Source organism: Cupriavidus basilensis, from assembly GCF_000832305.1.
In the GTDB taxonomy this organism is placed as follows: Bacteria; Pseudomonadota; Gammaproteobacteria; order Burkholderiales; family Burkholderiaceae; genus Cupriavidus; species Cupriavidus basilensis_F.
This window is the reverse complement of sequence record NZ_CP010536.1, coordinates 559,524-572,157: the sequence shown is the minus strand read 5'-3', so window position 1 is coordinate 572,157 and position 12,634 is coordinate 559,524. Positions and strand designations below refer to the sequence as shown.

At 65.7% G+C, this 12,634-nt stretch carries 9 protein-coding genes; 1 reads left to right on the top strand and 8 read right to left on the bottom strand.

From position 1 onward, the window contains the following. Positions 1-170: 170 nt before the first annotated feature. Entirely contained in the window at positions 171-2,066 is a 1,896-nt protein-coding gene (locus tag RR42_RS02535) for an ABCB family ABC transporter ATP-binding protein/permease (RefSeq protein ID WP_043343629.1), read from the bottom strand. A gap of 177 nt (positions 2,067-2,243) precedes the next feature. On the opposite strand from RR42_RS02535, the gene RR42_RS02530 reads away from it, so the two are divergent. Beyond that, positions 2,244-2,666, top strand: a complete 423-nt coding sequence (locus RR42_RS02530) for an acyl-CoA thioesterase (protein ID WP_043343628.1) — start codon at positions 2,244-2,246, stop codon at positions 2,664-2,666. A gap of 26 nt (positions 2,667-2,692) precedes the next feature. On the opposite strand, the gene RR42_RS02525 is transcribed toward RR42_RS02530, so the two are convergent. The 7 genes from RR42_RS02525 to clsB all read right to left on the bottom strand — a co-directional run bounded on the left by RR42_RS02525 (position 2,693) and on the right by clsB (position 12,605). Then, a complete protein-coding gene (locus RR42_RS02525) occupies positions 2,693-3,469 on the bottom strand; it encodes an enoyl-CoA hydratase (RefSeq protein ID WP_043343625.1) in 777 nt (258 codons plus the stop codon). Positions 3,470-3,523: 54 nt separating this feature from the next. Next, positions 3,524-4,480, bottom strand: coding sequence for a DegV family protein (locus RR42_RS02520; protein WP_043343623.1), 957 nt, complete (start codon positions 4,478-4,480; stop codon positions 3,524-3,526). 144 nt (positions 4,481-4,624) lie between these two features. Beyond that, positions 4,625-5,824 (bottom strand): acetyl-CoA C-acyltransferase, encoded by a 1,200-nt coding sequence (locus tag RR42_RS02515; protein WP_043343621.1) that lies wholly within the window; start codon positions 5,822-5,824, stop codon positions 4,625-4,627. Between the two features lie 18 nt (positions 5,825-5,842). After that, positions 5,843-8,269, bottom strand: a complete 2,427-nt coding sequence (locus RR42_RS02510) for a 3-hydroxyacyl-CoA dehydrogenase/enoyl-CoA hydratase family protein (RefSeq protein WP_043343619.1) — start codon at positions 8,267-8,269, stop codon at positions 5,843-5,845. Between the two features lie 195 nt (positions 8,270-8,464). Continuing rightward, a complete protein-coding gene (locus tag RR42_RS02505) occupies positions 8,465-10,252 on the bottom strand; it encodes an acyl-CoA dehydrogenase C-terminal domain-containing protein (protein WP_043343616.1) in 1,788 nt (595 codons plus the stop codon). 73 nt (positions 10,253-10,325) lie between these two features. Next, positions 10,326-10,916, bottom strand: a complete 591-nt coding sequence (locus RR42_RS02500) for a TetR/AcrR family transcriptional regulator (RefSeq protein ID WP_043343612.1) — start codon at positions 10,914-10,916, stop codon at positions 10,326-10,328. Positions 10,917-11,285: 369 nt separating this feature from the next. After that, a complete protein-coding gene (clsB, locus tag RR42_RS02495; RefSeq protein ID WP_043343608.1) occupies positions 11,286-12,605 on the bottom strand; it encodes a cardiolipin synthase ClsB in 1,320 nt (439 codons plus the stop codon). Between the last annotated feature and the right edge of the window lie 29 nt (positions 12,606-12,634).

Here is a 12,634-nt window from a genome sequence, read left to right as displayed (position 1 = left end):
TAGTCGTCTTCCTGGAGAGTTCGTCCGCAAGGCGCGTGCCATGCAAACACGCACCACGATGGGGCTGATACGCCACCTATTGTCGAACCAAATTCGTGCAACCGGATGTTTCGGGACGATTTGCCGCACTGGATTGTTGACAATCCAGTGCGGCCCCGGCGATTGCCGTGTCAGGCGTCCTGGGTTGCGTCGCCAGCTTCGATGGCCAGCGCGGCATCCTCCACGGGCGCCTCGCTCTGTGCCGCGCTGCGCGCCTGGATGCGCCACATCTCGGCGTAGCGGCCATCGAGCCGCATCAGCTCGGCATGGGTGCCGCGCTCGATGATGCGTCCGTGGTCCATCACCAGGATCTGGTCAGCATGCACCACGGTAGAAAGCCGGTGCGCGATCAGCAGCGTGGTGCGGTTCTGCGCCAGCCGCATCAGTTCGGCCTGAATGGCCTGCTCGGTGCGCGAGTCGAGCGCCGAAGTGGCTTCGTCGAAGACCAGGATGGGCGGGTTCTTGAGCAGCGTGCGGGCGATGGCCACACGCTGCTTCTCCCCGCCCGACAGCTTGAGGCCGCGCTCGCCCACCGGCGTGTCGTAACCCTGCGGCAGATCGCGGATAAAGCCGTCGATCTGGGCCGCGCGCGCGGCCTCGATGACTTCGTCGCGGCTGGCGTCAGGGCGGCCGTAGGCGATGTTGTAGTAGATGCTGTCGTTGAACAGCACGGTGTCCTGCGGCACGATGCCGATGGCGCGGCGCAGGCTGTCCTGGGTGATCGAGCGGATATCCTGGCCGTCGATCTCGATGCCGCCGCTGCTCACGTCATAGAAGCGGAACAGCAGCCGCGCCAGCGTGGACTTGCCCGAGCCGCTGTGGCCCACCACCGCGGTAGTGGTACCGGCGGCGATGGCGAAGTCCACCTCGTCCAGGATCACGCGGTTGCTCTCGTAGCCAAAGCCGACATGATTGAAACGCACCGCCGCGCCCTGCACGCGCAAGGCCGCGGCGTCCGGCGCGTCAGCGACTTCGCGGTTGGTGCCCAGCAGCACGAACATGCGGTCCATGTCGGTGGTGGCCTGCTTGATCTCGCGGTAGATCACGCCGAGGAAGTTCAGCGGAATGTACAGCTGGATCATCAGCGTGTTGACCAGCACCAGGTCGCCCAGCGTGAGCTTGCCCGCGGCCACACCCACGGTGGCGCGCCACAAGATCAGGATCAGGCCGGTGGCGATGATGGCCTGCTGGCCGAAGTTGAGGAACGACAGCGAATTTTGCGAGCGGATCGCCGCAGTGCGGTACTTGCGCAGGTTCTCGTCATAGCGGCCGGCCTCGTACTCCTCGTTGCCGAAGTACTTGACGGTCTCGAAGTTGAGCAGGGAATCGATCGCCTTCTGGTTGGCGCGCGAATCCAGCTCGTTCATCCTGCGCCGGAAGTGCGTGCGCCACTCGGTCACCACGATGGTGAACACGATATAGCTCACCAGCGCGCAGCCCGTGATGGCAGCGAACCAGATATCGTAGTGCAGGATGAAGAAGCCCATCACCAGCCCCATCTCGACCAGGGTCGGCAGGATGCTGTAGAGCGAGTAGGAGATCAGCGACTGGATGCCGCGCGTGCCGCGCTCGATGTCGCGGCTCATGCCGCCGGTCTGGCGGTCCAGGTGAAAGCGCAGAGACAGCGCGTGCAGGTGGCGGAACACCTGCAGCGCGATCTCGCGCACCGCGCTCTGCGTGACCTTGGAGAACAGGATCTCGCGCAACTCGGTAAACAGCGTGCCAGACAAGCGCAGTATCCCGTAGGCGACGATCAGCCCCACCGGCACCACCAGCAGCGCGCTCGCGCTGCCGGCGGGAACATTCATGTTGTCCACCAGCTTCTTCATCAGGACCGGCACGCCCAGATTGGCCACCTTGGCCGCCACCAGGCACACCAGCGCCAGGATCACTCGCCACTTGTAGTGCCAGACATAGGGCAACAGGTTGCGCACGGTCTGCCAATCGCTGCGGGGAACGTTGGATTTGCCGAAGAGGGAAGAAGGCTGGGCGGGGGACGGCTCGGCCGACGTAGAGTAGCGTCGCATACGTTAGAATTCGGGCGAATATGCGATTGTGGCAGAGATCGACATAATTAGCCGGCGCCACACCGCAAGCGCGCGTCACGGCAGCGCCGCGACGCCCGGGCCGCGCGGCGGCAAGATCACTCCGCCGCAGCCCGCCCTACCCCGCCCCAACCCATCCAGCCTCATCAAGCAGCCATCATGAATCAAGCCAACGTCCTCCCCTGCCTGCCCCCTGGCAAGAATCCCGCACTGCGCGTGGTCCCCATGCCCGCGGATGCCAATGTGCATGGCGACGTCTTCGGAGGCTGGATCATGGCCCAGGTGGACATCGCCGGCTCGATCCCGGCGGTGGAACGCGCCCAGGGCCGCGTGGCCACCGTGGCGGTGAATTCCTTCCTGTTCAAGCATCCGGTCTTTGTCGGCGACCTGGTGAGCTTCTACGCCGATATCGAGAAGACGGGCCGCACCTCGATCACCGTATCGGTCGAGGTCTATGCGCAACGCATGCGCCACAGCAACGAGATCGTCAAGGTGACCGAAGCCACCCTGACCTACGTTGCCACCGACGATACACGCCAGCCGCGCGTGCTGCCGAAGGGAAAGGACACGCCGCTGGCCTGAGTGCGCGGCGGCGGTTTCCATGAGCCTTAGCTGAACTGCGAGAAGTCCGGGCGGCGCTTCTCGAAGAACGCCTTGAACGCCTCCTTGGCTTCCGGCGCCTGCAGCATGCGCCGGAACACTTCGCCCTCCTCCGCCATCTTGGCCTGCACGGCCGCCTTTTCGCCGCCCTTCATCAGGCGCTTGGTTTCCCTGAGCGACGAAGCCGGCAACGCAGCTAGCTTGCGCGCCTGCTGGTGCACGAACTCGTTGAGCTCCGCCACCGGCAGCACGCGCGTGGCCAGGCCGATCTGCAGCGCTTCCTGCGCGCTGAAGGCCTCACCCAGCATCAGTTTCTCGGCCGCGCGCTGGTGGCCCAGCAGGCGCGGCAACAGCAAGCTCGATGCCGCCTCCGGGCACAGGCCCAGTTGCACGAACGGCAACGACAGCTTGGCCGTCTCGGAGACATAGACCAGGTCGCAATGCAGCAGCATGGTGGTGCCCACGCCTACCGCCGGGCCGCTCACCGCCGCCACCAGCGGCTTGCTGGCCTGGCTGATCTGCTGCAGGAACTGGAATACAGGCGCCGGCTGGTCACCCTCGCCCGCGGTCGGCGGACGCTGCATGAAGTCTTCCAGGTCATTGCCCGCGGTGAACACTTCCGGCTTGCCGCGGATCACGATGACGCGCACGGCGGGGTCGGCATCGGCCGCGCGCAGCGCATCGGCCATGGCCTGGTACATCGCCGCCGTGATGGCGTTCTTCTTGTCGAGGCGATCGAATTCAAGGGTCAGGATGCCTTGCTCGATGGTGGTCAGGATGCTCATGAAATCGTCTTCTCCTTACTGCTTGGTTGACTTGTCCGCCGTGCCGGAACCCGGTCATTCGAACGCCGGCGGATTCTCGCAAAGATAGCTCATCCCGAACGCCTTTGCGCCGACGTTGAGCGCCACCGTCAGGCTCATCGGCGCCAGCATCAGCTCCACGTCATGCTGCTGCGCGGTGCGCGCGAGCGACTGATAGGCAGGCAACGCTTGAATCGCCCCGGGCGGCCCGGCATAGCTCAGCGCTACCGCCGGACTCAGCAGGCGGCCGCTGCGAATGCACTGCTGCGCATGCGCCATCACGCGGCGCATGCCTTCGTCCGCGCCGCGCGCCTTGGCCACCGGCTCGGTCTGGCCACGATGCATATGCACGACGGGGCGGATATTGAACGCGCTGCCGAGCATGTAGCGGCCCCAGGTGATGCTGTTCTCGCCCTTGTGCCTGGCCCGCGTGTACATGTAGAGCAACTCGTCGGGCACCAGGAACATATGCGCGGCGTCGCGCAGGCGTGTCTCCACGGCCTGCACCACCGTTTGCGCGCTGGCGCCGCCGCCCAGCATGCGTGCCGCCTCGCGCACGATCAGCGCCTGGCCCGGGCCGATCGCGCCGGTGTCGATCACGGTGAGCTCGAACAACCCCGTGCGCCCCGCATCCTTGCGTGCCTTGAAGCTCTTGGCCACGGTGCCAACCACGGCGCCCGAGGCATGCGCATACAGCTTGCTGCGGCTGCTGGCGATGGTGAGCAGCAGCGCGCGGTCGCATGAGGTCACCACATGCTTGAGCAGGTGGTCTTCGATCTCGCGTTCGAGCAAGGGAATGGATTCGGCGTAGTGGTCCTGCTTGCCGACCAGGTATTGCGCGTAGAGCGACGGCAAGGCCGGCTCGTCGCGCACATCGGCCACGAAGCGGTCGCCCGCGCGAATGCGGAACGGCACCGTGCGCACGCCGAGCTCGGCCATCAGTGCGCGCGGCATGTCGCACGCGGCGTCGGCCAGAATGAGTGTCTCCTGCATCTTGTTGCTTCCTCCCTGTCAGGTGAGCCGCATCGGGGCGGCAGCTGTCTCCTTGTTATGGCACCGCTTTCTTCACCTGATAGAGAGTTGGGGGCAGGCAGTACGAACGCGCCTGGCGCCCAGGCTGCCTGCCCCACGGCGCGTTCAGACGCGCTCGAAGATACCCGCGGCGCCCATGCCGGTGCCGACGCACATGGTGACCATGCCGTACTTCAGGTTGTTACGGCGCAAGGCGTGCACCACGGTGGCCGAACGGATCGCGCCGGTGGCGCCCAGCGGGTGGCCCAGCGCAATCGCGCCGCCCATCTGGTTGACCTTGGCCGGGTCCAGCTGCAGGTCGCGCATCACCGCCAGCGACTGCGCGGCAAAGGCTTCGTTCAACTCGATCCAGTCCATCTGGTCCTGCGTGAGGCCGGCTGCCTTGAGCGCCGCGGGAATCGCTTCCTTGGGGCCGATGCCCATGATCTCGGGCGGCACGCCGCGCACCGCGAACGACACGAAGCGCGCCAGCGGTACCAGGTTGAACTGCTTGAGGATCTTTTCCGAAACCAGGATCAGCGCGCCGGCGCCATCCGAAGTCTGCGAGCTGTTGCCGGCGGTGACGCTGCCTTTGTTGGCAAACACCGGGCGCAGCTTGCCCAGGCCTTCGATCGAGGTCTGCGAACGCGGGCCTTCGTCCAGCGAGATGATGCGTGTCTTCACGTCGACCTGGCCGCTGGCCAGGTTGGGGAACTTCTCGACAATCTCGATCGGGGTGATTTCGTCCTTGAAGTCGCCAGCCTGCTGCGCGCGGATTGCCTTCTGGTGCGAAGCGAGCGAGAAAGCATCCTGGTCTTCGCGGCTGACCTGCCACTTCTGCGCGACCTTCTCGGCGGTCAGGCCCATGCCGTAGGCGATGCCGATGTTCTCGTCGCGCTCGAAGATCTCCGGCGACATCGACGGCGAATTGCCCATCATCGGCACCATGCTCATCGATTCCACGCCAGCGGCGATCATCACGTCGGACTCGCCCACGCGGATGCGGTCGGCGGCCATGGCCACGGCCGACAGGCCGGAAGCGCAGAAGCGGTTGACGGTGATGCCGCCCACGGTGTTCGGCAGGCCCGACAGCAGCGCGCCGATGCGCGCGACGTTCAGGCCCTGCTGCGCCTCGGGGATGGCGCAGCCAACGATGGCGTCTTCGATCAGCCTGGGATCGAGGTTAGGCACCTGCGCCACGGCCGCGCGCAGGATGGTGGCCAGCAGGTCGTCCGGGCGGGTGTTCTTGAACGCGCCCTTGGGAGCCTTGCCGATGGGCGTGCGGGTCGCGGCAACGATGTATGCGTCTTGCAGTTGTTTCATGATGTCGGTTCCTCGCTTGCCTTAGTTGCGCACCGGCTTGCCGGTCTGCAGCATGCCCATGATGCGTTCCTGGGTCTTGCCCGTGCCGAGCAGGTCGACAAAGGCCTTGCGTTCCAGCGCCAGCAACCATTCCTCGCTGACCAGCGAGCCGGCTTCCACGTCGCCGCCGCACACTGCCTCGGCAATGCGACTGGCAATCAGGAAGTCGTGCGCGGAGATGAAGCCGCCGTCGCGCATATTGGCCAGCGACGCCTTGATGGTGGCAATGCCGCTGCGGCCCGCCACCGGCACCAGCGTGCCCGGTACCGGGGCGCGGTAGCCCGCGTTGGACAGCGCGCGCACTTCGTTCTGCGCCACGTGGAGCAGCTCATGCACGTTGAACACGATGGTGTCCGACGGCTGCAGGTAGCCCATCTTCTGCGCGTCCAGCGCCGAAGCCGAAACCTTCGCCATGGCGGCCGCCTGGAAACGGTTGGTGAGGAACTGCAGGTAGTTGGTGCTGCCAGCGGCTTGTGCCGCGCGTGCAGCCGCCAAGGCCGCTTCCTTCAGTCCGCCGCCCGCCGGCACCAGGCCCACACCCACTTCCACCAGGCCGATATAGGTTTCCAGCGCGGCCACGCGCTTGGCCGAATGCAGCATCAGCTCGCAGCCGCCGCCCAGCGCGATGCCGGACGCCGCCGACACCACCGGCACGGCGGAATACTTCACCCGCATCATGCCGTCCTGGAATTTCTTGACGAAGGGCTCGATGCCCTTGGCGCCGCCCATCATGAAGGCCGGCATCGCGGCTTCCAGGTTGGCGCCCGCGGAGAACGGGCCACCCGGCGCGCCCAGTTGCAGCGACGTCGGCTGCCACACGACCAGGCCCTTGTACTCGGCTTGCGCCAGGTCGATGGCGCGCGTCAGGCCATCGGTCACGTCCGGGCCGATGGTGTTCATCTTGCTCTTGAACGAAACCACCAGCACATCGTCCTGGCCCTCGCTCACCCAGATGCGTACCGCATCGTTTTCTTCCACGGTGCGGCCAGCCTTGCGCGGGTCGGCTGCGGCGGTGCCCTTGAGCGCGGCGCGGAACACCTGGCGCGCGTACACCGGCAACGCATTGCGCTGCACGAAGGCTTGCGCGGCGGGCGACCACGAACCCTGCGCGCCATGCACGCCCTGGTTCTCGGCCACCGGGCCTGCGAAGACCCACGCGGGCAGCGCCACGTTGGCCAGGCCCTTGCCGGCTTCGATGTCTTCCTTCACCCACTCGGCCACCTGCTTCCAGCCGGCCGATTGCCAGTCCTCGAAGGGGCCGGAGTTCCAGCCGAAGCCCCAGCGGATCGCCAGGTCGATATCGGCGGCGGAGCCGGCAATCTGCTCCAGGTAGACGCCGATGTAGTGGAACACGTCGCGGAACACCGCCCACAGGAATTGCGCCTGCGGGTTGGTGGATTCGCGCAGCAGCTTGATGCGCTCGGCCGGCTCCTTCTTCAGCATGCGCACCACGATCTCGTCGGCCTTCTTGCCCGAGTCGACGTATTGGCCCGTCTTGGGGTCCAGCACCTTGATGGCCTTGCCTTCCTTCTTGTAGAAGCCGGCGCCGGTCTTCTGGCCCAATGCGCCCGCATCCACCAGCCCCTTGAGCACGGCGGGCGTCTTGTACACCGGCGCAAACGGATCGTCCATCAGGGTGTCCTGCATGGTCTTGATCACGTGGGCCATGGTGTCCAGGCCCACCACGTCGGCGGTGCGGAAGGTGGCGGACTTGGCGCGGCCCAGCTTGGAGCCGGTCAGGTCGTCGACTACGTCGAAGGGGATGCCGTACTTCTCAGCCTCGGCGAACACCGCCAGGATCGAGAAGATGCCGACGCGGTTGGCGATGAAGTTCGGCGTGTCCTTGGCCCGCACCACGCCCTTGCCAAGCGTGGAGGTCAGGAAGGTTTCCAGGCGGTCCAGGATCGCGGGCTGCGTGGTCGCGGTCGGGATCAGCTCCACCAGGTGCATGTAGCGCGGCGGGTTGAAGAAGTGCACGCCGCAGAAGCGCGACTTCAGATCCGCGTCGAAACCATCGGACAGCGCAGTGATCGACAGGCCCGAGGTATTGGTGGCGAAGATCGTGTGCGATGCCAGGTGTGGTGCGACCTTCTTGTACAGGTCATGCTTCCAGTCCATGCGCTCGGCGATGGCTTCGATCACCACGTCGCATTCCTTGAGCAGCGCGAGATCGTCTTCGTAGTTGGCGGCCTGGATCAGGCCGGCCTCGTCATTGATGCCCAGCGGTGCCGGCGAGAGCTTCTTCAGGTTCTCGATGGCGCGCAGCGAGATGCCGTTCTTGGGGCCTTCCTTGGCCGGCAGGTCGAACAGCACCACGGGCACGCGGGCGTTGACGAGATGGGCGGCGATCTGCGCCCCCATGACGCCGGCACCCAGCACGGCGACCTTCTTGACGATGAAATTGGACATGCGCGCTCCTAGGAAAGTGAGCGTTGAGATGAGGTGGGCTGGCTGCGCGTGGCGCTGGCGCTGGCGTTGGTGTTGCCGCGGGTGTACTCCCCTCTCCCGCTTGCGGGAGAGGGGAGTACACCATTGGCATCGACACCATCAGAGCCAGTAGCCTGCCCCTGCGCTAAGTCAACCGTATTAATTCAAGACGGCTGATCAGAACAGATCCGCGTCCAGCGCCATCAGCGTGGCCGAACCAGCGCGTGCCATGCGGATCTGCGATGCCGTCTCCGGCAGCAGCCTGGCAAAGTAGAAGCGTGCGGTCGCCAGCTTGGTGGTGTAGAACTTGTCGCCACTGGCTTCCTTCTCCAGCGCGATCTTAGCCATGCGGGCCCAGAAGTACGAGAACACCAGGTGGCCCACCACGCGCAGGTAAGGCACGGCGGCAGCGCCGACTTCGTCGGGGTTGCCCATGGCCTTCATGCCGATTTCCATGGTGAGCTTCTGCACCTTGTCGCCCAGGTCTGCCAGCGGGTTGACGAACTCCTGCATGGCTTCGTTGGTGCCTTCTTCCTCGACGAACGCCTGCACGATCTTGCCGAAGGCCTTCATCTTGGCGCCCATGTCGCCCAGGATCTTGCGGCCCAGCAGGTCCAGCGCCTGGATGGTGTTGGTGCCTTCGTAGATCATGTTGATGCGCGCGTCACGCACATACTGCTCCATGCCCCACTCGGCGATGTAGCCGTGGCCGCCGAACACCTGCATGCCTTCGTTGGTGGCGGTGAACGCGTTGTCGGTCAGGAAGGCCTTGATCACGGGCGTGAGCAACGCAACCAGGTCGCCCGCTTCCTTGCGCACGGACTCGTCCGGGTGCGACAGTTCGCGGTCGATCTGCAGCGCGGTCCAGTAGCTGAACGCGCGGCCGCCTTCGGCAAAAGCCTTCTGCGTCAGCAGCATGCGGCGCACGTCCGGGTGCACGATGATCGGGTCGGCCGGCTTGTCCGGTGCCTTGGGACCGGTCAGCGCGCGCATCTGCAGGCGGTCCTTGGCATAGGCCAGCGAGTTCTGGTAAGCCACTTCAGTCAGCCCGAGGCCCTGCATGCCCACGCCCAGGCGGGCAGCGTTCATCATCACGAACATGGCGTTCAGGCCCTTGTTGGGCTCACCCACCAGCCAGCCGCGCGCGCCGTCCAGGTTCATCACGCAGGTGGCGTTGCCGTGGATGCCCATCTTGTGCTCGATCGAGCCGCACTTGATGCCGTTGCGCTCGCCCGGATTGCCGCTCGCATCGGGGACGAACTTGGGCACGACGAACAGCGAGATGCCTTTGGTGCCTTGCGGCGCATCCGGCAGCCGCGCCAGCACCAGGTGGATGATGTTGGCGGAAAGATCGTGCTCGCCGGCCGAGATGAAGATCTTGGTGCCGGTAATGGTGTAGGAGCCATCGGCCTGCGGCTCGGCCTTGCTGCGCAGGATGCCCAGGTCGGTGCCGCAGTGCGGCTCGGTCAGGCACATGGTGCCGGTCCATTCGCCGCTGACCAGCTTGGGCAGGTAGACCTTCTGCAGCTCGGGCGTGCCGTGCGCGTGCAGCGCTTCGTACGCGCCGTGCGACAGGCCGGGGTACATGGTCCACGCCTGGTTGGCCGAGTTCAGCATCTCGTACAAGGCATTGTTGACCAGGATAGGCAGGCCCTGGCCACCGTATTCGGGGTCGCAGCCCAGTGCCGGCCAGCCGGCTTCCACGTACTGCTTGTACGCTTCCTTGAAGCCCTTGGGCGCCGTCACCACGCCGTCGCCGACGTAGGTACAGCCTTCGCGGTCGCCGCTCTGGTTGAGCGGGAACACGACCTCGGAGCAGAACTTGCCGGCTTGCTCAAGCACCTGGTTGATGGTGTCCGCGTCAACGTCGGCGTGCTTCGGCAGCGCCTTGAGTTCGGCTTCCACGCCGAGCAATTCATGGAGCACGAACTGCATGTCGCGCAACGGTGCGGTGTACTGGCCCATCAAAGACTCCTTGGAGGTTTGCAAAGCCGCTACGCCGCCCGTGCACGATCCGGCACGGGACGCCGCGGCGGCGTCAGGTACGGTAGGACTGAATCAGTTTATTGAGCGCGACCATGGCAAGCTCGGCACTCGCGGGCAAGCGCAGGAAGCGGGCGTCATGATGCAAGCCTAGTTCAAGGCTGTACATTTCGAACAGCATCAGGCGCGGATCGCAATCCGCACGCAGGTGCCCCTCTTCCCGTGCCTGGTCGATGGCGCGCGTCAGCGCGGCGCGCCAGATGGTGACGCTCTTGACGAGTTCGTCACGCACCGGGCTTTCCGCGCGGTCGTCGTACTCCACCGCCCCGCTGATGTAGATGCATCCCGTGGTCACTTCCTGGATGCGCTTTTCCATCCAGCGGCGCACCATGGACTGCAGGCGCGGCAGCCCGCGCGGCTCGTGCAGCGAGGGATAGAAAACCTCCTGCTCGAACCGGCGGTGATACTCGCGCACCACTTCCACCTGCAAGTCCTCGCGCGAACCGAAGTGCGCGAACACGCCGCTTTTGCTCATCTGCATGCGTTCCGCGAGCAGCCCGATGGTCAAGCCTTCGAGCCCGTCGCGGGACGACAATTCCAGCGCGGCATCCAGAATGGCCACGCGCGTCATTTCCCCCTTGCGCATGGGCGCGGGGGACGCGGAAGTAGCAGATTCGAGACGAGCTGACTGGTGTCGCATGATTTTTTCTCCGTTCTTCGCGGCGCGATACGGATCGCGCCGCGTATGACCCTGACGTAATGCATTTTTTTCGCTGCCCGGCTGGCTGCTTCACCGCTTGGCAGACCCGAATGCACGCAGTCTAAGGCAAAAAAGAACGACCGTTCAGATTATTGTGATCGCGCCCGCTGGCAGCAAGCTTTTAATTAGATCGGGGTTTCTAAACGCAGCGGCCGCGCTCCCGCGCCGCAACATGCCGCGACGCAGCGGGATAACGATCATTGCCGCCGCGAGTGATGCATAGCAGCATCACCCCACCCCGGCATTGTCCCGCGATCAGTAGCGCCCTGTCACGCCGGCGATGATCACGCCGACACGCAGCACCATATAGGCGGCCCAGTTCGCCATCCGGCGCACCGCCGAACGGCGCGCATGCGTGGCGGCCTTGACCTCGATGCTGCGCGAGGCAATGGCGTGCTCCAGCTCCTGGCGCAGCTCGGCGCAAAACGCACCGTCATAGACCGCGACGTTGGCCTCGCGGGCCAGCAGCAGGCTGAACGGGTCCATGTTGCTGGAGCCCACCGTGGCCCAGGCATCGTCGACCACGGCCACCTTGGCGTGCAGGAAACTATCGGCGTATTCGTAGATTTCCACGCCGGCGCCGAGCAAGGTCGCATAAAGCGAATGGGTTGCATAGTGCTGCAAACGGTACTCGACCCTACCCTGGAGCAACAGCCGCACGCGCACGCCGCGCTTGCGGCACGCCAGCAGCGCACGGCGCATCTTGTGCCCAGGCAGGAAGTAGGCGTTGGCAATGATCACTTCCCGGCGCGCGCCGCCCAACGCCTGCAGGTACTCGCGTTCGATGGCGCGCCGGTTGCGCAGGTTGTCACGCAGCAGCAGCACCGCGCGCATGCCGCCGGCCTGGTCCTGGCGCGGCAGCGGCAGGTCGGTGATCAGCGGAAACTCCGCCGCCACCCCCGCCAGGCCCACGCTGCGCATTTCGCCGCGCAGCGATAGCTGCCACCACAGGCGCTCGGCGGTCAGCGCGATCTGGTTGACCAGCGGCCCCCGCACCTCCACCGCAAAGTCGTAGCGGGGGCCGAGCCCGGTGCTCTCGAAGGGCCCATGGTTGTTGTCGTCAATGATGTTGATGCCGCCAACAAAGCCGATCTGCTGGTCGATCACGGCCAGCTTGCGGTGCAGCCGGCGCAGGTTGCGCCGCGCCAGGCTGAAGCGGCGCAGCGGGCGGAATATCTTGAGGCACACACCGCCCTCGCGCAGGTGCTCGGCAAGCCCGGCCGGCATGTCGCCGGCGCCGAAACCGTCCACCACCAGGTGCACGGCCACGCCCCGCCCGGCGGCACGGATCAGCGCATCGCTTACCGCCGCGCCGACCGCATCATCGGCGTAAATGTAGGTCTCGAGCGACACCGAGAATGCAGCCTGGTCGATCGCGGCAACCAAGGCCGGGAAGAACGCATTGCCGCCGCGCAGCAAACGGACCGCGTTGCCGCCCAGAGGCCTGCCGCGGCGCCATTCGGAGCGCAGTGGGCCGGCATGCCGTGGCGCGCTTGCGCGGGCATCGTCGCGGCTCGCGGTGAGCCCGGGAGGCGGCGCGCGGGGCGGGCGTGGGGGGGGCGGAATCGATGACATGAGGCACATTATCAGGCACGCCGATGTCC

Excerpts from the sequence above, each read along its gene's own strand:
- RR42_RS02500 (WP_043343612.1), bottom strand. The coding sequence starts at position 10,916 with ATGCGCAAGGGGGAAATGACGCGCGTGGCCATTCTGGATGCCGCGCTG.
- RR42_RS02510 (WP_043343619.1), bottom strand. The coding sequence starts at position 8,269 with ATGTCCAATTTCATCGTCAAGAAGGTCGCCGTGCTGGGTGCCGGCGTC.
- RR42_RS02530 (WP_043343628.1), top strand. The coding sequence starts at position 2,244 with ATGAATCAAGCCAACGTCCTCCCCTGCCTGCCCCCTGGCAAGAATCCC.
- RR42_RS02520 (WP_043343623.1), bottom strand. The coding sequence starts at position 4,480 with ATGCAGGAGACACTCATTCTGGCCGACGCCGCGTGCGACATGCCGCGC.
- RR42_RS02525 (WP_043343625.1), bottom strand. The coding sequence starts at position 3,469 with ATGAGCATCCTGACCACCATCGAGCAAGGCATCCTGACCCTTGAATTC.
- clsB (WP_043343608.1), bottom strand. The coding sequence starts at position 12,605 with ATGTCATCGATTCCGCCCCCCCCACGCCCGCCCCGCGCGCCGCCTCCC.
- RR42_RS02505 (WP_043343616.1), bottom strand. The coding sequence starts at position 10,252 with ATGGGCCAGTACACCGCACCGTTGCGCGACATGCAGTTCGTGCTCCAT.
- RR42_RS02535 (WP_043343629.1), bottom strand. The coding sequence starts at position 2,066 with ATGCGACGCTACTCTACGTCGGCCGAGCCGTCCCCCGCCCAGCCTTCT.